The sequence below is a fragment of the Salinispora goodfellowii genome (genome assembly GCF_059570675.1).
In genome coordinates, this window is the sequence record NZ_JCANTD010000002.1 from 22,727 (window position 1) to 49,330 (window position 26,604).

Below are 26,604 nucleotides of genomic sequence, written 5' to 3' on the forward strand. Positions count from 1 at the left end.
GCATGGTCAGCCCCGGCGGCTCAGGCCGGCGGCGGCGCGTTCGACGGCGAGGCAACGGTCCTCGACGTAGTCGATGCCGGCGTCGGCGGCGATCCGTCGGGCCGTTGGGGAGACGATGCCGAGTTGCAGCCAGACCGCCGGTGCGCCGATCGCGACGGCCGAGCGGACGACCTCCACCGCGTCGGCGGCCGGGCGGAACACGTTCACCAGGTCGACCGGGTGCGGGATGTCGGCGAGGGACGGGTGGGCGCGCTCGCCGAACAACTCGTCCACGGTCGGGTTGACCGGGATGATCCGCCAGCCGTGCTGTTGCAGCTGTAGCGGCACGGTGTGCGCGGGCTTTCGCGGATCCCGGGACGCGCCAACAACAGCGATCACGGCGGCGTCGGCGAGGAGCTGCTGGGGCGTGCGCATCCATCGACTCTAACGCCGCTGATCGTGGCGGGCCGCCGGGAGCAGGGGTGCGCCCGCGAGGTGCTGCCGGCAGTGCTGGGCCGCGGTATCCGGCGGGGGCGGAAGGCCGGGGGATCCGGTGGGGCGGCTAGAGCAGGCTGAGCTGCTCGGCGTGCGGCCGGTCGGGGGGCCGCGGGGTGCCCATCGCGATCTGCCCGCCCCGCCAGCTGGGTGCTGCCAGTTCTCGGCGGAGCAACTCGCCGGCATTGGTCTTGACGATCACTCTGCGGTCGACGTCGGCACCGGCGTCGAGGCCGAGGTAGGTGTGCGTGTTGCGGGCGAAGCAGTACCCGCACGCGTGGCTGCAACCCCGATATGGGTTGATGGTCCACTCGAAGGGGACCCGGGAGGCGCTCGGGACTCGGTTGGTGATCGACTTTGCCTGGATCTCACAGAAGGTCATGCCGGCGAAGTCGGGCGTGGGGAAGCTGCGGGCGGTGGCGCCGGTCAGCGCCAGCGGCAGGGGTGGCGTCGCTGGCGCTGACCCGTCGAGGCCGATCGTGCTCGGATCGGCGGCGAGGTTGTCCTAGCGCATGGCTGATATTCGAACACAGGTACGAACGGGCGGGCAAGTGTTGTGCGTGGGGGGCGTGCCCGCCCGAGGCGGGTCAGTGGGGGTGCTCGGCGAGCTTCTTGCGGACGTCGTCCATGTCCAGCGCCTCGACCTGCTCGATCAGGTTCTCGAGGGCCGACTCGGGTAGCGCGCCGGGTTGGGCGAAGACGATGACCCCGTCGCGGATCGCCATGATCGTTGGGATGGAGCGGATGTCGAATTTTGCACCCAGCTCCTGCTGCGCCTCGGTGTCGACCTTGCCGAAGACGATGTCCGGGTGCTTCTCCGAGGAGCGCTCGTACACCGGGGCGAACCGCTTGCAGGGGCCACACCAGTCGGCCCAGAAGTCGACCAGCACGATTCCGTCGCCGCCGGTCAACTCGTCGAAGTTCGCCGTGGTCAGCTCAACGGTTGCCATCTCAATCTCTCCGATCGCGTGGAACAGCTACCTCTGGTCGAACCAGGGCGCGCCGCAGGGAATTCCCGGGACCCTGATGGCCGAAACGCCGCCGTCGCGGGTCGGTTACGGGGGTGGCCAAAAGTATCGATGTATCTCGTTGGCGAGCTGGGTGCTGCAATACGCAAGTGCATGTCGCATTTGCGTAACCATCGGTAGTGGGAGCGCTCTCAGGGAGATTGATGACGTTGCGCCTACGGGTCGGTAACTTTAGTCATGACAAGGAGCTATTGGATCCACGGTGATCACTTGCGGCGGGGGTCTGGATTGCGCTGAGTGATGTAACAAAAAGGAAACTGTGACCCCCGTCTCTGTTGGAATGTGGCTTCGGTGCGGCAGAATCTGTCGCATCAGAGCGTGGGCGGCGGGTGCCGGGGAGGGCCCCGCCGCTCATTGCGTCCGGCCTCAGGCGGCACTGGTGTGACTTTTCCCGACCACCGTCGTCCCCCGGCCCACCTTTACGATCGGTAAGGCATGCTGTGCCGAACTCATCACCGCCCGTCGAAGGGGGATCAGGATGCAGTTCGGCCGCTACTACGAGGATTTCGAGGTTGACGCGGTCTACCGGCACTGGCCGGGCAAGACGGTCACGGAGTACGACGATCATCTCTTCTGCCTGCTCACGATGAACCATCACCCGCTCCACCTGGACGCGCACTACGCCGAGACCGCAAGCCAGTTCAAGCGCAACGTCGTGGTCGGTAACTACGTCTACTCCCTGCTGCTCGGCATGTCGGTGCCCGACGTCAGCGGCAAGGCGATCGCGAACCTGGAGATCGAATCCCTGCGCCACGTCGCCCCGACGTTCCACGGCGACACGATCTATGGCGAGACCACTGTCCTGGACAAGCGGGAGTCCTCCTCGAAGCCGGACCGCGGCGTGGTCGCCGTCGAGACCCGTGGCTACAACCAGGACGGCACGCTGGTCTGTGTGTTCCGGCGCAAGGTCATGGTGCCGAAGAAGGCGTACGCCGAGGCCGCGGCCGCCGACGGGGTGGATCTGGAGCGACCGAGTTTCCCCACGCCGCGCTGACGGCGTTGCCACGCCGGAGGCTCCGGAAGGCCTCCGGCGTGGCCCGCCCTTCGCACTATTACAGATTTATCCGGTACTCCTCGTTTTGTTGGCCTTTTCTCGGTAATCGGGGCTTATGCTGGCGCCGGAGGTTCCCATGAGCCACTCCGTCGCCGGCGAGCCGTCCGTCCCTGGCCGCCACGCCATACCGCCGACCGCTGCTCCCTACTCCAGCGCGGAGTGGGACCTGCTCTCCAGCCTGCCCAGCTGGACCGTCGCCGTTACCGCCACCCAAGCACCGGTGCGGGGGGTCGCCGCTGGGCTGGCCGGCCTCGACGCCGTCGCCGCGGGTCGGTCCTTCGACAGCGATCTGGTTCGCGCTGTGGTGGCCACGATCTACGCCCGGCACGACGGTTCGGCGAGCGCGCCGAGGGGGCGGCTCGCCGACGACGCCGAACTGCTCGCCGTCGCCCGCGCGGCGGCCCGGCTGCTTGAGCGGCGAGCCGATCCAGCTGACTCGGCCGCCTACCGACAGTGGGTGCAGTCGGTCGCCGCCCGGGTCTGCCGAGCCGAGCCGAGCCGGGGCGGGCCGGTCGCCCGCAGCGACCGGCGGTTCCTCGATCGGCTCGGGGATGCCCTGGGGCTGGGCTGAGTGGCACGTCCGACTGGCCGTACCCTCTAGGACCCGTGACCGGTGAGCAGTTTGAGGTGGGGGTGGGTCCGTGGCAGGGCACCCCGCCGGACGACCCGCGCTACGACCCAGACCTGCTGGCGCACGGTGACCGACGCAACGTCGTTGACCGGTACCGCTACTGGCGACAGGAGGCGGTCGTCGCGGACCTGGACCAGCGGCGGCACGACTTTCACGTGGCGATCGAGAACTGGCAGCACGATCTGAATATCGGCACCGTGGTCCGCAACGCCAACGCGTTCCTCGCCGCCGAGGTCCATATTGTCGGCCGCCGCCGATGGAATCGACGCGGCGCGATGGTGACCGACCGCTACCAACATGTGCGGCACCACGAGACGATCGAGGGCTTCGTCGCCTGGGCGACGGGTGCCGGGCTCTCGGTGGTGGGCATCGACAACCTGCCGGGTTGTCAACCGCTGGAGACGGCCGCGCTGCCCCGGCGGTGCGTGCTGCTCTTCGGTCAGGAGGGCCCGGGTCTGTCCGAACCTGCTCGGGCCGCCTGTGACCAGCTCTTCTCGATTGCCCAGTACGGCTCGACCCGTTCGATCAACGCCGGCGTGGCCAGTGGCATCGCCATGCACGCCTGGATCCGGTCCTACGGCGGGCCAGCGGCCTGAGGCGGTGCCAGCCCTCCACTGTGTGGTGTGCGATCATCGATTGATCGAAGCGCGTCGGCCGGCGAAGCTCGGGGATCGTGGCTGCATGCGATAACCTGGCCGACGAGTGCGGGGTCGTTGCTCGTGGGTCGTTCGGCGTGACCTTTCGAGGTTGACGCGCCTTGGGCTCAGGCACGGTGCACCCGCTCCGGAGTCCGGTGGGCTTGACATGTCCCCCGGAATGTCGGAGAACGGACACAGTCAAATAACTGTACGGCATCACGCTGATACTCTGAGTGTCGCTGCGGTAATCGGACCCGGCGCCCGCGCGAGAGGATGGCCCGTCATGGTCAAGAAGGTCCTCACCTGGGCCGGTATCGCATTCCTGATCTTTTTCGTGGCCTACCGGCCAAACTCCGCGGCGGACGTCTTCAAGTCGCTTGGCGGCGGTCTCGTGGACATCGCCCAGGGGTTTGGCGAGTTCGTCACCAACATCGTCGGCTAGTCGACGATGGGCAGCCCCTCCGGTCCCCCCTTCGACCCCGACGATCCCGACCGGGAGCGCCGGGAGCGCGACACGGAATCGATCCCCCGGATCGAACCAGAGGACGGATCCGGCTATGGATCCGATCCACCCCCGTTCCCGGGTCCTGGCCCGTTCGATGAGGCGAGGCTGGGCGAGGGGCCCGGTTTCGCCGACGACAGCCGGTCGGGGCGGACCTGGATTCCGGACCCCGAGGGCGACTACCAGCCGCCGCAGATCTCCGAGGACGAGATCGCCGGCCTGCGGGCGGACTCGGCCGGCATGGCGCCGCGCCGGGTCCTGCCGCTGGAGGATGAGCCCAGTTCACTCGTCGCCCGCTACCTCTTCCCCACCGAGCGGTACCGGGGTGAGTGGAAGCGGCACTGGGTTCACCTCGTCACCCCGCTGCTCATCGGCGTCGTCGCCACCTTCGTGCTGGGGTACCTCTCCGGCTTCCTCGCCGGCCGGGATGTCGGTGGGCTGACCACCGTCGCGGTGCTGGCCTGGTTTGCCGTGATGGGTTGGGTGGCGTGGCGGGTCGCTGACTGGTGGTACGACCGGTTCATCCTGACCAACAAACGGGTGATGGTGGTCAACGGCATCATTACCCGCCGGGTGGCGATGATGCCGTTGGTGCGGGTTACCGACATGAAGTACGAGCAGACCCCAGCCGGGCGAGCGCTCAACTATGGCACCTTCGTCCTCGAGTCCGCCGGTCAGGAACAGGCGCTGCGCGAGATCAAGAACCTGCCCAACCCGAACGAGCTCTACCTGCGTGTCGTCGAGGAGATGTACGAGCCGCAGGCGGTCGAGGCGCGGCTGGGCAAGGAAGCCGACGAGGCGAAGGCCGACGACGGCGCCTGAGACAACACCGGAGCCGGCGTGACCAGCGTCCCTTCTGGGGTAGGCGACGTGCCGTCCGCGCCGGCGCCGTTAGGTTGATCCGGTGGATATCAAGCTCTTCGGCGAGGTCTTCGTAACCCTGCTCGTGATCGTTGACCCGCCGGGCATGATGCCCATCTTTCTGGCGCTGACCGGACCGTTGTCCGCGCGGGACCGGCATCGGGCGGCCTGGCAGGCGGTGGCGCTGGCGCTCGGGGTGATCGCGATCTTCGCGGTGGCGGGCTCGACCCTGCTCGACTACCTGCACGTGGACCTGCCCGCACTGCAGGCCGCCGGTGGCCTGCTGCTCGTACTGGTCGCCCTGGAACTGTTGACCGGCAAAGCGGATGACCCCAGCCAGCAGGCCACCTCGAACATCGCGCTGGTGCCGCTGGGCACCCCGCTGCTCGCCGGTCCCGGCGCGATCGTGGCCACGATGCTCTTCATGCAGCAGGCCGATGGCGCGACCGACATAACCGCGATCGCCGGCGCGATCGTCGCCGTGTTGCTCGCCGTCTGGGTGGTCCTGCGCTTCTCCGGCGGGATCGTCAAGATCCTGCGTCCGGGTGGGATCGAGGTGCTGACCCGGATCGCCGGACTGCTGCTGGCGGCGATCGCGGTCCAGCTGATCGCCGATGCGGTGGCCGCCTTCGTCACCCAGTACACGACCGCGGGCTGACACTGTCGGGGGCGGATGGCAGGATCGCGGTGTGCGACGAGCTGGCCGACCTTCCACCAACCCGCCGCGACCCCGCGTCGCCGAGCCCGAACAGCTCGGTTTCGAGGGCATGCCGGAGCGGCTCTTCGTCTGCACCCCCAGCAAACTCGGCGCCTACGCGGATTGCCCACGGCGTTACCGCTACACCTACCTGGACCGGCCCGCCCCGCAAAAGGGGCCGCCCTGGGCGCACAACTCACTCGGGGCCAGCCTGCACACCGCGTTGAAGAACTGGTATGCGCTCCCCGTTGACCGGCGGCGGTCGGCGGCGCTGGCGACGCTGCTCAAGGGCACCTGGGTGCGCGACGGCTACCGGGATCCCGAGCAGGAGCGAGCCGCGTTCCGAAAAGCGCTGGGTTGGCTTGAGGCATACGTGGCGACGCTTGACCCGGAGACCGAACCGTTGGGGGTGGAGCGGGTGGTCGCGGTGAAAACCGGGGTGCTGGCGTTCAATGGCCGCGCCGACCGGATCGACTCCCGGATCGGGCCGGCGGGGGCGGAGCTCGCCATCGTGGACTACAAGACCGGCCGGGCCGGGCTGGACACCGACGACGCCCGCGGCTCGCTGGCGCTGGCGCTCTACGCGTACGCGGCGGAGCGGGTCTTCCGCAAGCCGTGTCGCTGGGTGGAGCTGCACCACCTGCCGACCGGGACCATCGCCGCGCACGAGCACAGCCCGGAGTCGCTTGCGCGGCAGGTGTCCCGGGCTGAGGAGACCGCCCGGGACATCATTGCCGGTGAGCGCTCGGTCGCCGCCGGCGGTGACCCGGACCAAGCCTTCCCCACCGCCCCGGGTCCGCGTTGCGGCTGGTGTGACTTCCGGCGGCACTGTCCGGTCGGTGCACAGACGCCGGGGAAGGATCCGTGGACCGCCGTGGAGCGGGTGACCGACAGCGCGTGACGGTCACGCCCCGAGACCGCCCACGGGACCGGGGGCGCGTTGCGTCCCCGGCGCAACGGCGTGAGCCGGGTCGGTCAATCTTCGGCGCGGCGGCGGGCCTGGCAGCGGGGGCAGAGACCCCAGAAGGTCACGTCGGCCTCGTCCACCTCGAAACCGTGGGCGGTGTTCGGGTCGAGGCAGGGGGCGTCGCCGACGGCGCAGTCCACGTCGGCGATGTCGCCGCAGCCCCGACAGACAACGTGGTGGTGATTGTCGCCAACGCGGGCCTCGTAGCGGGCGGGGCTGCCGGCCGGCTCGATCCGGCGGGACAGCCCGGCCCGGGACAGTGCGCCGAGCACGTCGTAGACCGCCTGGGTGGAGACCGAGGTGAGACGCTCTCGGACCCGCCGAGCGATCTCGTCCACCTCCAGGTGGCCCCCGGCGGCGAGCACGTCGAGGACAGTGAGGCGGGGACGGGTTACCCGCAGACCCTTCGACCGGAGCAGCTCCGCACTACTGGGCATGCGCCAATGACAGCACGCGACGACCGAGAGCGACAACCGGGCGGCGGACCGGCGGGGTGAACCGAGCGGATCACGACTGCGTGTAGCTCGGGCGCGGGACGTAGGTGGGTGGGTCAGGTGACCGTAGGCTGGCCGTCCCGTGCCGGCACTCACCCGGAGGTGTCCATGTTTAAGGAGTTCATGGGGCTGCCCGCCCACGTTCTTGTGGTGCACGCTGTGGTCGTTTTCGTGCCGCTACTCGCGCTGGTGGCGATCGCCTATGTCGCGTTGCCGCGGTTCCGGCCCCGGATCGACTGGGCGCTCGTCCTGCTGGCGGTGACGGCGCCGGCCACCGCGTGGGTCGCGGTGCAGTCCGGCGAGGAGCTGAGCGATCTTTTCACCGCCCGCGGAATACAGGGGCCGATCGTTGACCAGATCGCTGAGCACTCGCGGTACGGTGCCCTGACCTTCCGGTACGTACTGGTGTTGGCGGTCGCCGCCATCGTGCTGCTCGTGGTGACCAGCGGTCGCCCCCGTGCGCCGAAATCGCCGCCCTGGGTGATCCGCGTGCTGTCAGTGGTGGTGGTCGCGTTCGCCGTCGTCAGTCTCATCTACGTCTCGCTCACCGGGCACACCGGCGCCGAGGCGGTCTGGGGGAACACCCTCTGACCCTCAGCGCACCAGCCGGACGCAGAACGCACAGCTGAGCGCCAACAGGATCACGACGACGACCGCCCCGACGGTCCAGGTCAGGTGCTGCGCTCGCTGCTCGGCCCGGTCCAGCGCCGTCAGGTCCTGTCCGGGAAGCTGCCGTGGTGGTGGCGGCTGGACGTGTAGCGGCGGATGCCAGCCGGCCGGCGGCGGGATGGTCGGCGGCGGGCCGGTGTATCCGCCGGGCGGAGTTGTCGGCTGCGGGGCGGGCTCGGCGGGCGGTGCGCCGGCCGGGTGGGACTCGGCGGGCGGGTCGGGCTCGCCGGGCGGTGCGCCGGCCAGGTCGGTCTCGCCGGGCGGAGCACCGACGCCGGGGGGTCGCCAGTAGTCGTCCGCGGAGCTGCCGGGAGTCGTCACGCCCGCTGACGCTATCAAGGGCCAGCCCACCCTGCAGACACCCTCAGGCGCACCCCGGGAACGCGGTCCGGTGGTCGAGGTGCATCGGGACCGCGCTGTCTCCTCGGCCGGCCGGGCTAGGGTTAGCTTTGTGACCCACCAGGAGCCGGGAAGATCCGGGGTGCGTGCCGAGGATCGGCCGAGCAAGCGGCGCGATGACGGCTACTCGATGCTGCCGGAGCGGGCCGTTGACGACACCGACCAGGGGTGGGGGGAAGTCACCGGCGGTAACGACGTGTGGTTGCTCGAGCAGCGCCCGCCGCACTGGGACTGAGTACGTGGGCCTGATCCGGGTGCCGTAGCCATCACCTCCGTCGGGCGAGGCCGCTTCCGAGACTCCGGACGACTCACCCTGGTGGGATCGCGTTCCACACCGTGGCTGGCCCGCTCGGTCATCGCCGCACCCTGCCCAAACCGTCGTCGCGAAGCCGGGGCTGACCGTTGCTCCCGGCTTGTTGATCTTCTCCCAATGCAGGTGGGGTCGCCATTGTCAAGCCTAGCAATGTTAAATATGTGAATCGATTGTATTAAGCGTTGCTAAAGGATTTGGTGCGGCCCTGGTGGTGAATTGACGGCGTATGCGAGTGTTCTCCCCACTGTCGGCTTTGGAGGGAGAACAGGTTGTCTGTCAGGAGAATGATCACCGCCATCTTGGTCCCACTTGCGCTGATACTCGGTTCGGGCACGGCGGCGGTAGCCACGACCACGACCGCGACCGCGACCGCGACCGCGACCGCGAACACGACAGCGGAGCGGACCTATAACACCTGGGTCTGGAACATTGCCGGCTGGACGATGAATGACTCGTCAACAACGAACGGTTTGATCAAGGCGATCACCGACTCGATCATTAACCGGACCGCGGACTTCGCCGCCCTCAACGAGGTGTGCCTGGGGCAGTATCAGGCTGTTATTCAAAGGCTGCGCGACCTGGGCTGGCCGGAAGACGACAGCAACTTCGCCCGGTTTGAGACGTCCCACTCCACCTCCTGCAAGGGTGGGGCCATGGGAAACGCTATCTTCAGCAAGGCCCCACTCGGCACCGCCTTGCGTTACACGCTGCCCTCGGACGGGTCATCCGAGGACAGGACGCTATTGTGTGCCCCATTGTTGACTATGCAGAAAATGGTGTTCTGCACCACGCACATTACGCCATCTAATGCGATTATCGACGGTAAGAATATCAATGAGCAGCAGCTGGACGAGGTGCACGGCCTCATGGAGACCTTCAACGGGCTTGGGATGACCGCCATTCTCGCTGGCGATCTCAACAATGAGGCCAACGACGCGCGGTTGAACAAGTGGTACTCGTCCAGTGTGAACACTCAGCACAACTCCGCCAACTATGGCAGCTATCGGGAGCTGGATGACACGGACACCCGTTGTGTCGGGTACGGCGAGACCACCTTCGGCAACAACGACGAAGGCCCGTGTGGGCTGGGCCGCAAAATTGACTTCATCTTCGTGCGAGAGAATCGTCTTGCCGGGTCGTACGACGGTGACTCGCTCTCCATCTCCACCGTGTGCGGCGGCCCCTGTTCCGACCACCGGATCGTGATCGGCACGGCCACGGTCGAGGTGAACCTCTGACCCGGTCGGTCCGCCCCCTGCCACCGAGCTGAACCCAAGCGATCACGGGCAGCCCCTGCGTGTTGACGGTCCCGCTGAGGGACCGTTTCCCGACCGGGTCTGCCCGTGATCGACGTGCCGGAGGCCGGGGCAGGGCGAGGCGGGGCGACCCCGCCCCTCGCTCAGCTGGTGCCGCTGGCGGCGGGGGTCTTCTGGCCGCCGGAGTTGGCCGAGGAGCCCGTGCTCTTCGCGGAGGTTGCGCCGCCCGCTGCGGAGCCGTTCGACGCCGCTCCGTTCGACGTCGATCCGCTCGAGGTCGAGTCCTTCGAGGTCGAGTCGCTCGACGAGCCGGAGTCGTTGCTCGCGGCGGCGGGCTTGCTGCCCGCGCCACCCGAGCCCGAGTCGGAGCGGGAGTCGGTGCGGTAGAACCCCGACCCCTTGAACACGATGCCGACCGAGTTGAACAGTTTCCGCAACCGCCCCGCGCAGGTGGGGCACTCGGTCAGCGGCTCGTCGGTGAAGGACTGCACCGCTTCGAGCTGGTGGCCGCACGCGGTGCAGGCGTACTGGTACGTGGGCACGTTCTCCTCCGGAACTGGCACTGTCGGTTGGCACTCAACGTATTCGAGTGCCAATGGTGCGTCATCGCTCCGGATTCGTCCAGCGGACGTGTGGTGCGCGACACCACCGCGGGTTCACCGCGGCACGGCACCGTCCAGCGTACGCAGGCCGTCCGCCGGGGTGACCACAGCGTGGACCGGCCGGTCATGCGGCTCCATCGGTAGGGTGTGCACCAGCTCACCATCGTGCAGCGGCACCACGGTCAGGGTGGACGCCGGGACCCGGGCGAGCGCCCGGTCGTACGAGCCGCCACCCCGCCCCAGGCGCACCCCCCGCCGGTCCACCGCCAGCGCCGGCAGCACCATCAGGTCGGCCGTCACGACCGCGGCCCGGCCCAGCGAGGGCGCGGTCGGCTCCCGCATCCCCCGCCCGGCGGCGGCCAGGTCGTCGGGCCCGGTCCACGGCGCCCAGTCCAGGTCGAGGTCAGCCCGGAGCACCGGCAGCAGCAGTTCGGCGCCCTCCGGCAGCGCCGCGTGCAGTACCGCCGGCAGATCCGGGCCCCCGGGTTCGGTGGCGACCGGCACGTACGCGGTCACCCGGCGTGGGCGCAGCCGGCGCACCAGGGCGACCAGGCCGGCCTGGACCTGCCGCGTGGCGGCGGCCCGCTCGGCGTCGCCGAGCCGCCGACGGTGGGCGAGCAGCCTGGTTCGCGCCGCAAACTTGGCATCGCGGGTTAATTCCGCCCGATCAGAAAAATCTGGCACGCAACACTCCTGACGCAGGGCTCATCCGGGAGTGACTCTGTGTCAGCATCGCAGGCATCGGCCGGCGAAGTCCCGGGGGGACCGAGTGACACTACGGGCACGCTTAACCGCAGCCTTCCTCACCGTGGTGCTCGGCCCGGTGCTGGTCGGGGCGTACCTCGTGGGGTCAGCGGTGAACAGCATCGATCGAAGCCGGTCCGCCGACCGGCTCGCGGTAGCCACGACCGCCGTCCGAACCGCGGTCAACGTGCTCTGCCAGCAGCTGCGGACGGCCGCGGAGGTGGTGGCCCTCGCCGCCGATCGGGCGGTCGCCGTGGGGCAGGTGGTCGATCGGGGTCTCGCCGCCGCCGTGCGGGTTACCGATGGTGCGGGGCAGGTGCTTCATGCCACCGCGCCGCTGCCCGCCGCGCCCTGGCGGGACTGCGCGGCTCGTACCCCGGCCGAAGCTCCGCCCGGTGCGTTGGCCGTTCGGGTGGAACTGCGGGGCGGCGCCACCGGGGCCGCGCCGGGCGCGGTCACCGCGGTGCAGCCGGTCAACCCTGCGTTCGTGGCGCGGCTAGCGGTGCTCACCGGGGCAGCGGTCACCCTGCTCGACGGCGCGGACCACCCGGCTGGCCGGTTCCAGCGCACCACCGAGTCGGCGGGAGTGCGCGAGGCGGTGCTCGGCGCTACCGGTGGATGGGACGGTGAACAGGTGGTGGGCACCGACGGTCGGTACGTGCGGCGGGTCGGTCCGTCCGACGGGCAGCCACTGTCGCTGGTGCTCTCCGTTCCGCGCGAGCAGCCCGTCAGTCTGTACGCCGCTCTGGCCGCCGCCGTGCTGTTGACCGTGCTGTTGGTGGTCGTTGTCGCCGGACGGCTGGCCCGGGCCACCAGCCGACCCCTGGTCGAACTGGCGGGGGCGGTGGACCGGGTGGCCCGGGGCGATCTGACCGCACGGGTACCGGTGCGCGGCCGGGACGAGATCGGACGGCTGGCCGGAGCGTTCAACCGGATGACCCGGGAGACCGGCACCTACGTCGCCGCGCTGACCAGCAGCCGGGACCAGCTGCGGGGACACCTGGAGGTGCTGGGGGACACCCTGGCCAGTACCCATGACCTGCAGCGGATTCTGCGGGTCATCCTGCACAGCGCCATCGCGGCGACGGGCGCCCGCGCGGGGGCGGTACTCCTCGTCGATTCGGCGGGGCTGCTGGTCGCGCAGGCCACCGAAGGGCTCGAGGCGCCGGCCGGTGGGCCGGGGCCGATCCGGGTGCCGCTGGGCGACCTGGTGGGCGCGGTTACGGTCAGCGGAGAGGCGCGCCGCGGCCGGGTGGAGCCGCCGGTGGCGCCGCCGGGGGAGCCCGCTTGCCGGACGTACATTGCGGTGCCCTTCGCGGCTCCGCAGGCTGATGGTGCTCCATGGGATGGCGGCCCATCCCCCCACGCGGGTGGGCCGCCGGACGGTGCGGCGCCGGCGACGTTCGGCGTGCTCGCCCTCTACGACCGGCTCGGCGGGGAGGAATTCGACGACGACGACCTGGTCACGCTGCGCACCTTCGCCGGGCACGCCGCGGTGGCGGTGGACAACGTCCGGGTGCACGAGGAGACCCAGCGGCTGTCGCTGACCGATCCGCTCACCGGTCTCTGGAACTACCGCTACCTGCGCCAGTCGCTCCGCCGTGAGGTGGAACGGGCCACCCGGTTCGGCCGAATGCTCAGCGTCCTCGCCCTCGACCTGGACCGCTTCAAAGACGTCAACGACACCCACGGACACGCTGCCGGGGACGGGGTGCTGGTCGAGTTCGCCCGGCGGATCCGCGGCGAGATCCGCGAGGTCGACCTCGCCTTCCGGCTGGGAGGAGAGGAGTTCGTGGTGCTGCTACCGGAGACCGACGCCACGGGTGCGACCATCGTCGCGGAGCGGCTCGGTGCGGCGGTACGGGACACCCCGATCGCCGTCGGCGGGTTGGCTGCCCCGACCCAGGTGCCGGTGACCGTCTCTATTGGTGTCGCTGTCCACCCCCACCACGGTGGCACCGGACAGGAGGTGCTCAACGCCGCTGATGAAGCTCTGTACGCGGCGAAAGCCAGCGGCCGAGACACCTGTCGGGTCGCCGGAGCGGCGAAGGCGCCCGCGACCGGGCCCGGGCTGCCGGCGCCGGCCGGCCCAGCCGAGGGGACACCCCGAGCCGGGGCGCGGGATGAGCCGTCGGCGCAGCCCGGTGCCGGTGGGAACGGGTCGGAGACCGAGGCGGCGCCGGGGTCTGGAGCGGTCACTCCCCGCGGCGCGACTTCCGGTCCTCACCGGCCACGGCAGAGCCGCGGCCGATAGTCTCGCGGCATGTCGGAGCACTCAGCGAAAACTCCATCGACGGCCATCGGGACCGGCGGTCCCCGCGCGGTCAAGGCGGTCATTCCGGCCGCCGGGCTCGCCACCCGCTTCCTGCCGGCCACCAAAGCGGTGCCCAAGGAGTTGCTCCCCGTGGTCGACCGGCCGGTGTTGCAGTACATCGTCGAGGAGGCCACCCAGGCCGGGATCGCCGACGTCCTGTTGATCACCGGGCGCGGCAAGACCTCCATGGTCGATCACTTCGACCGCCGTCCCGACCTGGAAGAGCGGCTCGCAAAGAAGCCCGAGCTGCTGGCCGAGGTCAAACGGACCGAGGACCTGGCCGCGATCTACACCTGCCGGCAACCGGATCAGCTTGGGCTCGGCCACGCCGTCGGCTACGCCGAGTCCCACATCGGGGACCAGCCCTTCGCGGTGCTGCTCGGCGACGAGTTCGTGAAGCCGACCGAGCCGCTGCTGCCGGCCATGTTGGAGCTGCAGGCCCGTACGGGCGGGGTCGTGCTGGCCTTCTTCGAGGTCGAGCCCGACCAGACCTCCCGTTACGGCATCGCCTCGGTGGCTCCAACCGAGGCGGAGTTCGCCGACCTCGGTGACGTGGTCCGGGTGACCGGCCTGGTGGAGAAGCCGGAGCCGGAGGAAGCCCCCAGCAATCTCGCCGTGTTGGGCCGCTACGTCCTTCCTGGCCGCATCTTCGAGGCGATCCGCCGGACCGATCCGGGCAGCGGCGGCGAGATCCAACTGACCGATGCGATGGAGCTCCTGCGTACCGAGGGGGTGCCGGTGCACGCCATCGTCTACCGGGGCACCCGGTACGACACGGGCATGCCGTTGGGCTATCTCCAGACCGTCGTGCAGATCGCCGCGGAACGCGACGACCTTGGCGCCGAGTTCCGTAAGTGGCTCGCCGACTTCGTCAACGCGGGCTCCTCGGGTGGTCCGCGTACATGAACGCGACGGCCGACGCCGAGGCGGCCGTGAACGAGTTGACGCCGCTCGCCGACTACCTGGGCAGTGTGCTGCGCAGGTTACGCGCACTGCCGCCACTCGACCTCGACCTCACCCAGGCGTACGGAAACGTCCTCGCCGAGGATGTCGTCGCGACACACTCCGTCCCGGCCTTCGACCAGGCGGCCGTGGACGGGTACGCGGCGTGCTGGGAGGACATTGCCGCCGGTGGCCGGGGCATCGTGTCCGCACCGGCCCAGGCCGGCTCGCCCGGCGGGCGGGTCGTGCAGCTCAACGTCGTCGGTGACCTGGGTGCCGCTAGTTGGCGTCCGGTCCGACTCACCCCGGGGACCTGCTTCTCGGTGGCCGCCGGGGCGCCGCTGCCGATCGGTGCGGACCTGGTGGTTCCGGTCGAGTGGACCGACCAGGGCATGGCCTCGGTGGAGATCTACCGGATACCGAAGCGGGGGTACAGCGTCCGCAAGGCCGGCGAGGAACTCCCGGCCGGCACGTTGCTCGCCCGGGTCGGTACCTACGTCTCGCCGGCGCTGGTCGCGGTGCTCGCCGCTACCGGAATCGGCCATGTGGTGGTCCGGCCCAGCCCACGCGTGGTGGTCGTGGCCACCGGCGACGAACTCGTCGAGGTGGGGCGGGGCAGCCAGCCCGGCCAGGTGGTGGACGTGAACTCGCACGCGTTGACTGCGGCGGCGGCTGAGGCCGGCGCTCTCGCGTACCGGGTGGGCATCTGCGACGACGACCCGGAGGGGTTACGAGGCCTGCTGGAGGACCAGACCCTGCGGGCCGATCTGATCATCACTACCGGTGGTACCGGCACCGGGCCGGGCGACATGGTCCGGCGGATCCTCTCCCGTCGGGAGGGGAACCGGACCGGCCCGGTGGCCTTCACCGAGGTGGCGCTCTACCCCGGTACCGCGCTCGGGTTCGGTACGGTCAGCCCGGAGGAGGTGCCGGTGGTCTGCCTGCCCGGGGATCCGGGGGCGGCGCTGATCGGTTTCGAGGTACTGGCCCGACCGGTGATCAATATGTTGGCCGGGGCGGAGCCGGTCTTTCGCCCCGGTGTTCGGGGACATCTACTGGAGACGATTTCGTCGCCGGCGGGGTTGCGTGAGTTCCGACCGGCGCAGGTCGCGGAGCGGCGTGGCGGCGGCTACACCGTCCAGCCGTTGCGGGGCGGGCCACTGGCCCTTTCCGGACTGGCCGAGGCGAACGGGTTGCTGGTGCTCGGTGAGCGGGTGACCACCGCCGCTGCGGGTTCCACCGTGGACGTTCTGCTGCTGGACCGACGTCGGTGAGGGTGCTTGCCCCGGCCAGCGTTGAGGGCGGAGGATCGGCCGGTGAGTCTTCTGGGGCGTCGTACGCCGGGATGGCCCGCCGTGTTGGCGGACGGTCCGGTGCTGGTGCGGCCCTACCGGCGTTCCGACGCCATCGCCTGGTCTGAGGTGCGCCGCGCCAACGAGGCGTGGCTCGCTCCCTGGGAGGCATTGCTCCCAGGTGCCTGGGCGGACCGGAACTCACCCGACGCGTTTCGCTGGCTGTATCGGGAGCAGCGCCGCTCGGCCCGGATCGGCGAGAGCATGCCGTTTGTGGTCTGTCTCCGCGAGGCAGGACGGGAACGCCTGGTCGGGCACCTGAATGTCGGCAGCATCGTGCGCCAGGCGTTCTGCTCGGGCTGTGTCGGCTACTGGGTGGATTCCCGGGTGGCCGGGCGAGGCATCATCCCGACCGCGCTTGCCCTGGCGGTGGACCACGCCTTCGGGCCGGGCGGGCTGCACCGGGTCGAGATCAGCATCCGCCCGGAGAACCAGCCGTCGCGTCGGGTGATGGAGAAGCTGGGCTTTCGCGAGGAGGCGTATCACGTGCGCTACATGCACATCGATGGCGCCTGGCGTGACCACATCGGGTACGCCCTGACCGGCGAGGATGTGGCGGCCGAGGGGGGCCTGCTGGCCCGTTGGTACCGGCTACGGGCAACGACCGGCTGAATGGGTCCCGACCGGGACGATCGGCGCGGCGTGCCGGCATCTGGTGCCTCCGCCCGTAACCTCAGGTAACTGCAAGCTAAGGCATTTGCAGCCCACCCGTAGGATCTTCGGCTTCAGGCCGAAATGTGATAGATCGTCCGGCGTTGGCCTGTGCTTGCCTGAAATTTCGGCGAACGGGAGGGGTGCGGGTGCCGACCTCGGTGCTCCTCGCCGTCCTCGCCGCCGCCGGCCTGCTCGCCCTGGCGCCGGCCCTGGTCCGCCGGTACGACGCGACCGAGCGGCTGGTGGCGGAGCGGGCGAAGTCGACGGCGCGGGTGCTCCAGCGCCGTCGACGGCGCCGCACTGTCCCAGGTCGCCGACCGGTAAATCCGCCGCGTTGGCTTTCAGTTACGCTAAGCGAGAATAGGGGTTCCGGTGCCGGCGGTGCCGAATCGGCGCCAGGGTCCCGTCGGTCGGACCAGCTGCGCGCGGTTCCGGCGAACCCCAAATGGCAGCGCCGGCTCGGCGGGCGCCTGGGCGCCCACCCACGCCGGCCCAAGCCGCGCCGCCGCCAGGGCCCCCCAGTCATCTACCGGCGGCGACGGGTGCTTGCCGCGCTGTTCTTGCTCAACGCCGTCGAGCTGGTCGGTGTGCTGTTCGTCGGCCCCGGATTCTGGATCAGCTTCGCGGTCACCGCCGCCCTGCTCCTGGCCTACGTCGCCCACCTGCGCTCCCGTGCCCTCGCCGACCAGCGCCGCCGACGCGCCCAGGCCCGCGAGGCAGCCTGGCTGGCCGCCCGTCAAGCCGAGGTGCGGCGCGAGCAGGCGCGCCGGGCCACGGCCCGGCGCGAAGCACAGCGCCGCCTGGCGGCCCAACGGGAGTCGGTGCGCCGTACCGCGATGGGCCTGGACCGGCCGGCGGACCTGCCGGCGGTGGCGAACGGCGGGACCGTCTCCTACCGGCGGGCCGGCGGCCTCCGCGGGCGCCCGTACCAGTCCGGCCGCGGTGCCCACCCGGCCTGACCTCGGAGATCGCCCGCCCGGCCGGAACCGGGCGGGCCACCCGCTCGGTTCGCGGCGCACCCCTTCGCCGCGTCGGGGGCAATTCGCCGGGCGGCCAGCGACCTGTTAGCCTTAGCGCCGGCCCGCTCGGTGAACACCGGGTGGGACCTACGCCGGTACGCCGGCGGAGGGGCTGTGGCGCAGACCGGTAGCGCACCTCGTTCGCATCGAGGGGGTCAGGGGTTCAAATCCCCTCAGCTCCACAGAATTAAGGCCCTGACCAGCAGGAATGCTGGTCAGGGCCTTAATGTTTGTCTATATCATTTTGAATCACCCCCCGAAAACCCCCCACAAACGTGTGGGCGCGGTCGCGTTCGTCGGTGGGGGTCTGCCCGGTTCGCGGGCCGTCAGGCGTTCGCCCGCGTGTGCCTAGGTTGCGGGGGGCGGGCTGTGGCCTGGGCGGTCGGAACCGGCTGGTGTCGGGCTGGCACCGAGTTGTTCGAGGATGTGGGAGCTGTCCGGGGCGAGAGCGGGTTTGACGATGTAGTACGTGTTGGTGACGTCCTCGCTGGCGTGCCCTAGTTGGGCGGCGGCGCTCTTGGCGTCGGCCTCCTTGTCGATGAGGGTGGCGACGGTCTTGCGGAAGGTGTGTGGGGTCACCCATTCGAGTTCGGTGTCGGCGCGGGCTTGTCGCCACTGTCGGCGAACGTTGTGGGGGGACAGCCAGGTGCCGCGCCGGGAGGCGAAGATTGCGTCGTGGGGGTTGTCGGCGGCGTTGAGCTTTCGGGCCAGCAGCATCCCGACCGCGAATCGGGGCAGGATGATGGTCCGGTATCCGGCGTCGCTCTTGGTCCACTCCTGTCGGAAGAAGCCCTTGCCCTTGAGGTAGACGATGGTGCCGCAGATGGTCACGGTCGGGTGTTCGGCGGCGAGGTCCGCGTCTTCCCACCGCACGGCCAGGATCTCGCCGATGCGGGCGCCGGTGGCGAGCATGAGGTCGACGATGTCGGCCAGGTCGCCGCTGTGCCGAGGCCCAGGCTTACCGGGCGTGGGCTGTTGCCACTGGCGGATCGCCGAGCGGACGCCTTCCAGGTGTTCGGTTTCGAGGGCGCGCACGGTGCGGCGTGGCTTGCGAAGGCGACCGGTTTCCCGGAGCAGCGACGGGCTGAGCTCCTGCCCATCACCGAGATCGATCGAGCCCACCTCGTGATGCTGCGTGAGCAGGGCTTCCTCGACGGTGCCCAGACCGCCGCCCTGCTCGACGCGATCCGCCGGTTGGTCGCCGAGGATTTCGCGGCGGTCCGCGACCGGCCCGCGCCGCGCGGGCTCTACCTGATGTACGAGCACTACCTCGCCGACGTGCTCGGCGCCGACCTGGCCGGCCGGCTGCACACCGGACGGTCGCGCAACGACCTGAAGGCCACCGCGACCGCCCTGCGGTTGCGCCGGTGGACCCTGGACTTCATTGCGGAGGCGGTCCGGCTGCAGGGGGTGCTGCTGGCCCGTGCACGAGCCCACCGGGACGCGCTGATGCCGGCGTACACCCACTTCCAGGCGGCGATGCCGATCACGTACGGCTACTACTTGACCGGGGTCGCCCTCGCCCTCGGCCGTGACCTGCACGCCCTGCGGCACGCCGCGGCGAGCCTCGACACCTGCCCGATGGGCGCCGGGGCGGTGTCCGGGTCCGACCTGCCCATCGAGCCGGCTAGGGTGGCCGAGCTGCTCGGGTTCGACCGGCCGCCGGTGCACGCGATGGACACGGTGGCCAGCCGGGACACCGCATTGCGGATCCTCGGCGCGGTGGCCGGGCTGGCCCTGACGCTCAGCCGCCTCGCCACCGATCTGCAGCTCTGGAGCACCGCCGAGTTCGCCCTGCTGTCCTTCCCGGACCGGCTCGTCGGGGGCAGTTCCGCGATGCCGCAGAAGCGCAACGCCTTCCTGCTGGAGCACGTGAAGGCCAAGGCCGGCGTGGCGGTCGGGGCCTGGACGGCGGCGGCCGCCGCGACCAAGTCCACTCCGTTCACCAACTCGATCGAGGTGTCGACGGAAGCGGTCGCCGCGATATGGCCGGGCCTGGACGCGGTCCGCGACGCCGTTCAGCTCGCGCAGTCCCTGGTCAGCGGCGCCCGGCCGAGTGCCGAGCAGGGCCGCCGCCGAAGCGAGGAGGGCTTCGTTACCGCCACGGCGCTGGCGAACCGGCTGGTACACGAGGGCGTTCCGTTCCGCGACGCCCACGCGCGGGTGGGTGAGGCGGTCCGGCGCGCCGTCGCGGCCGGGACCACCGTGCTGGAGCTCGATCCACCGGCCCGGGCGGTCGGACCGCTGTCGCCCGCGGCGGCGGTGGTCGGGCTCAACCGGGGTGGTGGGCCGGGGCAGTTCGATTCGTCGTTCGCCGCGGCGCGGACGTCCGTGGTCGCCGCCGCGACCTGGGGCCGGCAGCGCTGGTCACGGCTGGCCGGGTCGGCCGAGGAACTCGACCGCGCGGTGACCGCGCTGACCGAGGAGGCGGCATGACGGCGCCCTGGCTGGCGCTGGTAGAGAGCAACACCACGGGGACCGGCCGACTGTTCTGCGCCGCCGCCCGGCACCTTGGTCTGCGCCCCGTGGTGCTGACCCTGACGCCGGAGCGATACCCGTACCTCGCCATGGACGGGATCGACGTGCGGGTGACCGACACCACCGACCCGACCGCCGTCCGCGCGGTCGCCGGGGAGCTGGCCGGGTGCGGCCTTGCCGGGATCACCTCCAGCTCGGAGTACTTCATCACCATCGCCGCGTCGACCGCTCGGGCGCTCGGCCTGCCGGCGCCGGACCCGGACACCGTCGCCCGCTGCCGGGACAAGGAGCAGCAGCGGGCCGCCTTGGCGGCTGGCGGCCTGATCGTGCCGGCCTTCGCCGCCGTCGACTCGGTGGCCGCGGCGGTGGCCGCGGCACTGCGCATCGGCTTGCCGGTGGTGGGCAAGCCGGTCGCTGGCTCCGGCTCGGTCGACGTCCGGATGTGCGACAGCCTTTCCGATCTCGCGGCTTGGGCAGCCCGGCTGCGCGAGCGCGATCCCGCTGGACGGCTGCTGGTCGAGGGGTACGTGGACGGTCCGGAGTTCTCGGTGGAGACCTTCGACGGCGAGGTGGTGAGCGTCGTCGGGAAGCACCTCGGGCCGGCGCCGTACTTCGTCGAGACCGGACACGACGTGCCCGCGGTGCTGCCCGACGAGGTCCGTGCCGGCCTGGCCGCCACTGCCCGGCAGGCGCTGCACGCGCTCGGGCTCGGCTGGGGCCCGGCGCACACCGAGCTGCGCTGGTCCTCCCAGGGCCCGGTGGTCGTGGAGGTCAATCCACGGCTGGCCGGCGGGATGATCCCGGTCGTGATCCGGGCCGCCGGTGGCACCGACCTGGTGCAGGCCACGGTCGCCAGGGCCGCGGGACTTCCGGTGCCGGCACCGGCCGGTCCCGACCGCTATGGCGCCATCCGCTTCGTGGTGGCGGAGGAGGGCTTCGTGGTCGCCGCGGCGGACCTCGCCGAGGTGCGCATCATGCCGGGCGTGGCGGCCGCGGAGCTGACCGCACCACGGGGGAGCCTGGTGGACATCACCCACTCTTTTCGGGACCGTGTCGGACACGTCATCTGCATCGGCGACACCGCCGACGACGTCTCGTGCGACGCCGAGCGCGCGGTGGCCCGGATGCGACGGCTGACGCGGACGTCCATCGAGGAAAGGATCCCCACGTGAGCAGGACAACGGTTACTGAGGCGGACGTGCTCCGGAACAAGCCCGGTCGGGCTCGTCGGAGCGTCGCCGCGGCAGTGGCGGGTGTGGCGGCTGTCGTGGTTGTCGGGATCCCTGCGCCGTGGCTGCGGGAGCACCCGTACCCACTGGGGGCGTTCGTGGTGGCGCTCGCCGCCGTGCTGGCGGTCGCGTGGTGGTCCGGCGTCGACCGCGCTCGTCGGATCGCGCTGACCGCGGCGGCGGTACCGGTGCCGGTGCTCGTGTTCGGCAAGGAAATCTGGCCGCTGCCGCTCCTGCTCGCCGTCGCGGTGTGGTGGCTCGCCGGCCGCTACCTGCGCGCCGACCGACCGGTGTGGCTGAAGTCCGGTCGGCTGGGCGTGGAGATCGTGCTGCTCATGCTTGCCACGGCCACGGTCAGCGCTGTCGCGCTGGCGGTGTGGGCCCAACTCGGTGACCCGGACGCCGGGCCGTATCTGGGTGGCCTGCGCGACCGGCCGGCGGCCGTCGCGTTGCTCGGCATCCTTGCCTTCTCCCTGGCCAACTCGGCCATGGAAGAGGCGGTCTTCCGCGGCGTCTTCCAGACCGAACTGAACGGCCTGGTGCCGGCGGCCGCCGCGATCGCTGCCCAGGCGGTGGGCTTCGGCCTGCTGCACATGACCGGCTTCCCGTCCGGGTGGCTCGGTGTCCTGCTGGCGACGGCGTACGGCCTGCTGGTCGGCCTGATCCGGTTCCGGGCCCGCGGAATGCTCGCGCCATACCTGACGCACGTACTTGCCGACCTGACCATCGGGGTGATCGCCATATGGCTGCTGTGACCGTTCCACTCGTCTGCCTGCCGTTCGCCGGTGGCGGGGCCAGCTTCTACCGTGCCTGGCAGAAGCTGAACGTGCCCGGCGTCCGGCCCGTCCCCCTGCAACTGCCCGGACGCGAGGAACGCTTCCTCGAGGAGCCGTACACCGACGTGTTCGCCGCAGCCGCCCACCTGGCCGCAGGCGCTGCGGCGATCGCCGCCGAGCAGGGTCCGATCGCGTTGTACGGTCATAGTCTGGGCGCGGTGCTGGCCTTCGAGACCGCCCGCGAGGTCGAGGCCCGGGCACCCGGCACGGTCCGGCACCTGTTCGTCAGTGGCTCGCCGGGCCCCTGGACGGGGCGGACGCGGCACGCGACCGGCCTCGACGACGCCGACTTTCTCGCCCAGGTCGCCGAATTCGCCGGATACCGGCACGAGGCGCTCGAGGACCCGGACGCGGTGGAGTTGCTGCTGCCGCTGCTCCGCGTAGACGTGGCCATGCACGAGTCGTACCGGGCGCGCAGTGACGACCGGTTGCCGGTGCCGATCACGTCGATCCGGGGCAGTGGCGACACCCTGGTGTCCGCGGCGCAGGCGGCCGAGTGGCGGGCGGCCACGTCGGCCGACTTTGTGCCGGTGGAGCTGCCGGGCGGCCACATGTACCTGGTGGACGCGGCCGACGAGGTGCTGCGGATGATCGCCGGCCGCCTGGTGGGCGGCGGTGGGGATAGTGCTTGACGGCAAGGTCGCGCTGATCACCGGGGCCGCGCGCGGTCTTGGACGGGCATGCGCCACGACGTTCGCCGCCAACGGCGCCGATCTGGTGCTGCTCGACGTCGGCCACGACATCGACGGGGTGCCGTACCCGCTCGGGTCGAAGACCCAGTTGGAGCGTACGGCCGCGCTCTGCGAGCAGGCCGGCGCGGCGGTGTTGACGGTGCCGGCCGACGTCCGGGATCAGGACGCCGTCAGCGGTGCCGTCCGCGCTGCCCTGAACCGCTTCGGCACCATCGACGTCCTGCTCAACGGGGCGGGCATCGCCGCGCCGGCGGGCAAACCCGTGCACGAGATCACCGAGGCCGAATGGCTGCTGATGCTCGACGTGGACCTGTCCGGAGCGTGGCGGATGATGCGGGCGGTGGCGCCCGTCATGCTCGATCGGGGCTCAGGCAGCATCGTCAACGTGTCCTCCACGGCCGGCCAGGTCGGCTACCGCCATTTCGCCGGTTACGTGGCGGCCAAGCACGGTCTCATCGGGCTGACCCGGGCGGCGGCGTTGGACTACGCGCCGTTCCGGGTGCGGGTGAACGCTCTGTGCCCCGGCTCCGTTCGCGACGACCCGGAGGTGGAGGGCCGCATGTTGGCCGAGATCGCGCGCAGCCTGTCGGTGGCGGTGGACGAGCACGAGCCGCTCTTCCTGCAGTCGCAGCCGATGAACAGCCTGATAGAGCCGCCGGATGTGGCGGCAGCGGCGCTCTGGCTCGCCGGCGACGGGTCGCAGCAGGTGACCGGCAGCGTCCTTACCGTGGACGGCGGGTTCACCGCGCGCTGAGCCCGCCGGCCATCTTGTCATGTCTGATGGAAGGAAGGGGCCAGGGTGATCCAGTCCGCCCGCGGATGCCACAGCAGGACAGTCCGAGTTCCCGCTCCGGTCGACGAGGCACGCGTGCGGGCGGTACTCGACGGGTATGCCGCCGCTCCAGTGGTCAAGACCGGCGATGTCTATCCGCTCCGGCCGCCGAACGCGGAGGCGGCGGCCCGTGCGGTCCGCGCCGAGGCGCTGCGCCCGCTGCACCCGTCCGGCCCGCCGCTGCGCGCCGTTCTCGTCCAGCACGGCGGTGCGGCCGACCTGGTGCTGGTGGCGGCCCGCGACCAGGTGTCCCGGGCCGTCCTCGACCAGTTGACCGACCGGCTCCGTGGACGTCCGGACCGCGCGGTCCCGGCCACCGCCGGGGACCCGCTGCGGCTGCCCGAGCCGGAGCGGGTGCCGTGGGGCGACGGCGATCCGCGCCGGCGCGGCCGGCTCGGCACGGTGAGCCGGGACATGCTGCTCGGGCCGGTCGACCGGGCGGTCCTCACCGCGGCCACCCTGCTCACCGTCGCCCGGTACGACCCGGACACCCTGCCCGCCGTGGCGGTGCTGGACGCCGACGGCGACCTCGACGTGGACGCCGACGGCGACCTCGACGTGGTCGCCGACCCTGCCGCAGCCGGTGAGCACCGTACGGTCGGGGAGTTGCTCGCCGTCGCGCAGGGCGCCAACGCGTCGGCCGTCCCACCGGTCCTGCTGGTGTTCGACACCGCCGACGCCGGGCGTTACGTGCCCGCGCTCGCCCCGGCCGTCCCGCTGGCCATCGTCTGGACGGGCCGGCCCGGGGGACGCTGGCACGCGGAGTGCTTCCACGACCCTGGACTGGTCAGCGCCGAGATGGCCGCGTCCTTCATCGACCGGCTGGCCACCGCCGCTCGGGCCCTGGCGACCGCCCCGCCGGAAACCCCCGTCGGGACGATCGACCTGTTGGACGCTGGTGCGGCCCGCGAGATACTGCGCCTCGGCGAGTCCGGGCCGGTCCTGGTGGAGGCGGCGGAGACGATCCACGGCCGGTTCGCCGAGCTGGTACGTACCCGCCCCGAGGCTCCGGCGGTGGTGGACGAGAGGACCGAACTCAGCTACCGCGAACTCGACGAGGCGGCCGAGCGGGCCGCCGCCGGCCTGCGGGCGTGCGGCCTACGCCCCGGCGACCTCGTGGGAGTGTGCCTCGACCGGGACGTCACGCTGATCGTCACCATCCTGGCCGTGCTCAAGTCGGGCGGGATCTACGTGCCGATGGACGTCACCTATCCGGCCGACCGGCTCCGCTACATCGCCTCCGACGCGGCGATGCGGGTGGTGGTGGCCCGGCCGGAGCGGTGGCCGGACACGAACGGCGTGCGGGTGGTTTCCCCGGACGACCTGGCCCTCCTCGGCGCGGACGAGCCGGCGCCCAGCCCGCCGGTGGACGGCACCGCGCCGGCGTACGTCATCTACACCTCCGGCTCGACCGGCCGGCCGAAGGGTGTGGTGGTCCCGCACCGCAACCTGCTCGCACTGGTCGCCGCGACCGCGCCGGACTTCGCGCTGGGCCCCGACGACGTCTGGTCGCTGTTCCACTCCAGCGCCTTCGACTTCTCGGTCTGGGAGATCTGGGGCTGCCTGCTCACCGGCGGACGGCTGGTCGTGGTGCCGTACTGGGCCGGGCGGGACAGCGCTGCGTTCCACGACCTGCTGGTCCGGCACCGGGTCACCGTGCTGAGCCAGACCCCTTCGGCCTTCTATCAGCTCGCCGCCGCGGACCTGGACCCGGCGGCGGGCCGACTGACCGTCCGCCTCGTCGTCTTCGGTGGGGAGCCGCTCGACCAGGGGATGTTGCTGCCCTGGTTCGCCCGCCACCCGGAGTCGGAATGCCGGCTGGTGAACATGTTCGGCATCACCGAGACGACGGTGCACGTGACCGCGCAGACGGTGACCCCGGCGGCGGCCCGTGCCCGGTCCCGCTCGGTTGGCCGGGCGTTGCCGGGCTGGACGATCTCCGTCCGCGATCGGCAGGGCCGGGTCTGCCCCGTCGGTGTCGCCGGGGAGATCTGGGTCGGCGGGGCGGGTGTCGCCAGCCACTACCTCGGGCGACCCGACCTGACCGCGCAACGGTTCGTCTCCGATGCGGTAACCGGCGTGCGCTGGTACCGCAGCGGGGACCTGGGACGGCTGCGGCCCGACGGCGCACTGGAGCATCTGGGGCGCATCGACAGCCAGGTCAAGATCCGTGGACACCGGGTCGAACTCGACGAGATTCGCAGCGTGCTGGCCGACGACCCGTGCGTGCTGGCCGCTGCGGTGGTCGTCCGGCAGGCGGTCGACGGCGACTCGGCCGGCGCGCGGCTGGATGCGTACGTGTGCCTGGCACCCGGTGGCGAACCGGCCGCGGTGCTGCGCAACGCGGCCGCGTTCCTGCCCGGGTACATGCTCCCGGCCACCATTACCGTGATCGACACGATCCCGCTGACCGTCAACGGCAAGCTGGATACCGCTGCGCTGCCGGAGCCGGCCGGCCGGCCGGCCGCGGTCGCGGCGGGCCGCGCGGATCCGGAGCCGGTCGACCGGCTGGGCGAGCAGGTACTGGCGTGCTGGAGCCGCCATCTGGGGACGCCCGTCGGGCTGCGGGACAACTTCTTCGAGCTGGGCGGCAACTCGCTGCTGGCGATCCGGGTGCTCCGCGAACTGCGCGACAGCGGACTGCCCAGGGTCCCGATCCAGCAGATCTACCGCCACTCCGTGGCAGCCGACTTCATCGAGGCGGTACGTGGCATCACGATCGAGGTCGTTCGATGACGCGGTGGCTCGTGACGCCCGAACCGGCGACCACCGTCGCCCGGCACCGGCTGGTCTGCTTCCCGCACGCCGGCGGCGGGCCTCACTTCTACCGAGGCTGGCGCCCACTGCTGCCGCCCTCGGTCGCGTTCGACATCGTCCACTATCCCGGGCGGGAGACCCGGCTCGGCGAAGCGATGCCCGCCGACGTG

Annotated in this window: 29 protein-coding genes, 1 tRNA gene and 3 pseudogenes; 25 read left to right on the forward strand and 8 right to left on the reverse strand. The window is 71.0% G+C overall.

The features are described 5' to 3' along the window. Positions 1-6: 6 nt before the first annotated feature. The 3 genes and pseudogenes from T398_RS02540 to trxA form a co-directional block, all read right to left on the reverse strand. Entirely contained in the window at positions 7-414 is a 408-nt protein-coding gene (locus T398_RS02540) for a CoA-binding protein (RefSeq protein WP_496444144.1), read from the reverse strand. A gap of 175 nt (positions 415-589) precedes the next feature. Further along, positions 590-952: pseudogene (locus T398_RS02545) on the reverse strand (radical SAM family protein); the annotation flags it as partial. A 109-nt stretch (positions 953-1,061) separates the two neighbouring features. After that, the gene (gene trxA, locus T398_RS02550; RefSeq protein ID WP_018721305.1) at positions 1,062-1,424 is read right to left on the reverse strand and encodes a thioredoxin; all 363 of its coding nucleotides are present in this window, start codon (positions 1,422-1,424) and stop codon (positions 1,062-1,064) included. 556 nt (positions 1,425-1,980) lie between these two features. Between trxA and T398_RS02555 the strand changes: the two genes are divergently transcribed. The 8 genes from T398_RS02555 to T398_RS02590 all read left to right on the forward strand — a co-directional run bounded on the left by T398_RS02555 (position 1,981) and on the right by T398_RS02590 (position 6,786). Further along, positions 1,981-2,496 (forward strand): MaoC family dehydratase, encoded by a 516-nt coding sequence (locus T398_RS02555; protein WP_018218446.1) that lies wholly within the window; start codon positions 1,981-1,983, stop codon positions 2,494-2,496. 115 nt (positions 2,497-2,611) lie between these two features. Further along, positions 2,612-3,127, forward strand: coding sequence for a hypothetical protein (locus T398_RS02560; protein ID WP_496444146.1), 516 nt, complete (start codon positions 2,612-2,614; stop codon positions 3,125-3,127). A gap of 35 nt (positions 3,128-3,162) precedes the next feature. Beyond that, positions 3,163-3,783 carry a TrmH family RNA methyltransferase gene (locus T398_RS02565; RefSeq protein ID WP_496444148.1) on the forward strand — a complete coding sequence of 207 codons (621 nt, stop codon included), beginning with the start codon at positions 3,163-3,165 and terminating at the stop codon, positions 3,781-3,783. An 18-nt stretch (positions 3,784-3,801) separates the two neighbouring features. Further along, entirely contained in the window at positions 3,802-3,924 is a 123-nt protein-coding gene (locus T398_RS02570; protein ID WP_496444904.1) for a DUF6758 family protein, read from the forward strand. A 184-nt stretch (positions 3,925-4,108) separates the two neighbouring features. Continuing rightward, the gene (locus T398_RS02575) at positions 4,109-4,267 is read left to right on the forward strand and encodes a hypothetical protein (protein ID WP_496444150.1); all 159 of its coding nucleotides are present in this window, start codon (positions 4,109-4,111) and stop codon (positions 4,265-4,267) included. 6 nt (positions 4,268-4,273) lie between these two features. Then, positions 4,274-5,149, forward strand: a complete 876-nt coding sequence (locus tag T398_RS02580) for a PH domain-containing protein (protein ID WP_496444152.1) — start codon at positions 4,274-4,276, stop codon at positions 5,147-5,149. 82 nt (positions 5,150-5,231) lie between these two features. Then, positions 5,232-5,846: a MarC family protein gene (locus T398_RS02585; protein ID WP_496444154.1), complete on the forward strand. Its 615-nt coding sequence runs from the start codon at positions 5,232-5,234 to the stop codon at positions 5,844-5,846. A gap of 31 nt (positions 5,847-5,877) precedes the next feature. Further along, positions 5,878-6,786: a RecB family exonuclease gene (locus T398_RS02590; RefSeq protein WP_496444156.1), complete on the forward strand. Its 909-nt coding sequence runs from the start codon at positions 5,878-5,880 to the stop codon at positions 6,784-6,786. 74 nt (positions 6,787-6,860) lie between these two features. Here the strand turns inward: T398_RS02590 and T398_RS02595 are convergent, their stop codons facing one another. After that, entirely contained in the window at positions 6,861-7,289 is a 429-nt protein-coding gene (locus T398_RS02595) for a Fur family transcriptional regulator (protein WP_496444158.1), read from the reverse strand. Between the two features lie 165 nt (positions 7,290-7,454). On the opposite strand from T398_RS02595, the gene T398_RS02600 reads away from it, so the two are divergent. Further along, the gene (locus T398_RS02600) at positions 7,455-7,937 is read left to right on the forward strand and encodes a DUF2231 domain-containing protein (RefSeq protein WP_496444160.1); all 483 of its coding nucleotides are present in this window, start codon (positions 7,455-7,457) and stop codon (positions 7,935-7,937) included. Between the two features lie 3 nt (positions 7,938-7,940). Here T398_RS02600 and T398_RS02605 read toward each other — a convergent pair whose 3' ends face one another. Continuing rightward, a complete protein-coding gene (locus tag T398_RS02605) occupies positions 7,941-8,336 on the reverse strand; it encodes a hypothetical protein (protein WP_496444162.1) in 396 nt (131 codons plus the stop codon). A 130-nt stretch (positions 8,337-8,466) separates the two neighbouring features. On the opposite strand from T398_RS02605, the gene T398_RS02610 reads away from it, so the two are divergent. From T398_RS02610 to T398_RS02620, 3 genes are all read left to right on the forward strand, one after another. Then, positions 8,467-8,649 carry a hypothetical protein gene (locus tag T398_RS02610; protein WP_496444164.1) on the forward strand — a complete coding sequence of 61 codons (183 nt, stop codon included), beginning with the start codon at positions 8,467-8,469 and terminating at the stop codon, positions 8,647-8,649. 362 nt (positions 8,650-9,011) lie between these two features. Continuing rightward, positions 9,012-9,965: an endonuclease/exonuclease/phosphatase family protein gene (locus tag T398_RS02615; protein WP_496444166.1), complete on the forward strand. Its 954-nt coding sequence runs from the start codon at positions 9,012-9,014 to the stop codon at positions 9,963-9,965. A gap of 114 nt (positions 9,966-10,079) precedes the next feature. Beyond that, complete coding sequence (locus T398_RS02620; RefSeq protein WP_496444906.1) at positions 10,080-10,370, forward strand: hypothetical protein; 291 nt, start codon at positions 10,080-10,082, stop codon at positions 10,368-10,370. A gap of 14 nt (positions 10,371-10,384) precedes the next feature. Here T398_RS02620 and T398_RS02625 read toward each other — a convergent pair. Both T398_RS02625 and T398_RS02630 read right to left on the reverse strand, forming a co-directional pair. Then, positions 10,385-10,546 (reverse strand): annotated as a pseudogene (locus T398_RS02625) (FmdB family zinc ribbon protein); the annotation flags it as partial. Between the two features lie 93 nt (positions 10,547-10,639). Continuing rightward, positions 10,640-11,269: a 5-formyltetrahydrofolate cyclo-ligase gene (locus tag T398_RS02630; protein ID WP_496444168.1), complete on the reverse strand. Its 630-nt coding sequence runs from the start codon at positions 11,267-11,269 to the stop codon at positions 10,640-10,642. 124 nt (positions 11,270-11,393) lie between these two features. Between T398_RS02630 and T398_RS02635 the strand changes: the two genes are divergently transcribed. The 6 genes from T398_RS02635 (at position 11,394) to T398_RS02660 (ending at position 17,792) form a co-directional block, all read left to right on the forward strand. Continuing rightward, the gene (locus tag T398_RS02635; RefSeq protein WP_496444908.1) at positions 11,394-13,583 is read left to right on the forward strand and encodes a diguanylate cyclase; all 2,190 of its coding nucleotides are present in this window, start codon (positions 11,394-11,396) and stop codon (positions 13,581-13,583) included. Positions 13,584-13,592: 9 nt separating this feature from the next. Next, complete coding sequence (locus T398_RS02640) at positions 13,593-14,549, forward strand: UTP--glucose-1-phosphate uridylyltransferase (protein ID WP_496444170.1); 957 nt, start codon at positions 13,593-13,595, stop codon at positions 14,547-14,549. Then, the gene (locus T398_RS02645; RefSeq protein ID WP_496444172.1) at positions 14,546-15,859 is read left to right on the forward strand and encodes a molybdopterin molybdotransferase MoeA; all 1,314 of its coding nucleotides are present in this window, start codon (positions 14,546-14,548) and stop codon (positions 15,857-15,859) included. The genes T398_RS02640 and T398_RS02645 overlap by 4 nt, the downstream gene beginning before the upstream one ends. Positions 15,860-15,901: 42 nt before the next feature. Next, entirely contained in the window at positions 15,902-16,549 is a 648-nt protein-coding gene (locus tag T398_RS02650; RefSeq protein ID WP_496444174.1) for a GNAT family N-acetyltransferase, read from the forward strand. 182 nt (positions 16,550-16,731) lie between these two features. Further along, a complete protein-coding gene (gene sepX / locus T398_RS02655) occupies positions 16,732-17,550 on the forward strand; it encodes a divisome protein SepX/GlpR (protein ID WP_496444176.1) in 819 nt (272 codons plus the stop codon). Positions 17,551-17,718: 168 nt separating this feature from the next. Next, positions 17,719-17,792, forward strand: a tRNA-Ala gene (locus T398_RS02660). A 166-nt stretch (positions 17,793-17,958) separates the two neighbouring features. Here T398_RS02660 and T398_RS02665 read toward each other — a convergent pair. Next, positions 17,959-18,684, reverse strand: a pseudogene (locus T398_RS02665) (tyrosine-type recombinase/integrase); the annotation flags it as partial. Positions 18,685-18,738: 54 nt separating this feature from the next. Between T398_RS02665 and T398_RS02670 the strand changes: the two are divergent. The 7 genes from T398_RS02670 to T398_RS02700 all read left to right on the forward strand — a co-directional run. Further along, complete coding sequence (locus T398_RS02670; protein ID WP_496444910.1) at positions 18,739-20,046, forward strand: argininosuccinate lyase; 1,308 nt, start codon at positions 18,739-18,741, stop codon at positions 20,044-20,046. Beyond that, on the forward strand, positions 20,043-21,260 hold the full coding sequence (locus T398_RS02675; RefSeq protein WP_496444178.1) for an ATP-grasp domain-containing protein: 1,218 nt from the start codon (positions 20,043-20,045) through the stop codon (positions 21,258-21,260). Before T398_RS02670 ends, T398_RS02675 begins: the two co-directional genes overlap by 4 nt. Further along, positions 21,257-22,072: a CPBP family intramembrane glutamic endopeptidase gene (locus T398_RS02680; RefSeq protein WP_496444180.1), complete on the forward strand. Its 816-nt coding sequence runs from the start codon at positions 21,257-21,259 to the stop codon at positions 22,070-22,072. The genes T398_RS02675 and T398_RS02680 overlap by 4 nt, the downstream gene beginning before the upstream one ends. Continuing rightward, complete coding sequence (locus T398_RS02685; protein ID WP_496444182.1) at positions 22,060-22,785, forward strand: thioesterase II family protein; 726 nt, start codon at positions 22,060-22,062, stop codon at positions 22,783-22,785. The genes T398_RS02680 and T398_RS02685 overlap by 13 nt, the downstream gene beginning before the upstream one ends. Beyond that, positions 22,778-23,599: an SDR family oxidoreductase gene (locus T398_RS02690; protein ID WP_496444184.1), complete on the forward strand. Its 822-nt coding sequence runs from the start codon at positions 22,778-22,780 to the stop codon at positions 23,597-23,599. Before T398_RS02685 ends, T398_RS02690 begins: the two co-directional genes overlap by 8 nt. Before the next feature lie 114 nt (positions 23,600-23,713). Then, complete coding sequence (locus T398_RS02695) at positions 23,714-26,413, forward strand: non-ribosomal peptide synthetase (protein ID WP_496444186.1); 2,700 nt, start codon at positions 23,714-23,716, stop codon at positions 26,411-26,413. Further along, positions 26,410-26,604, forward strand: a 195-nt coding sequence (locus T398_RS02700; protein ID WP_496444188.1) for a thioesterase II family protein, incomplete at its 3' end; no start/stop codon positions are given. The genes T398_RS02695 and T398_RS02700, both read left to right, overlap by 4 nt.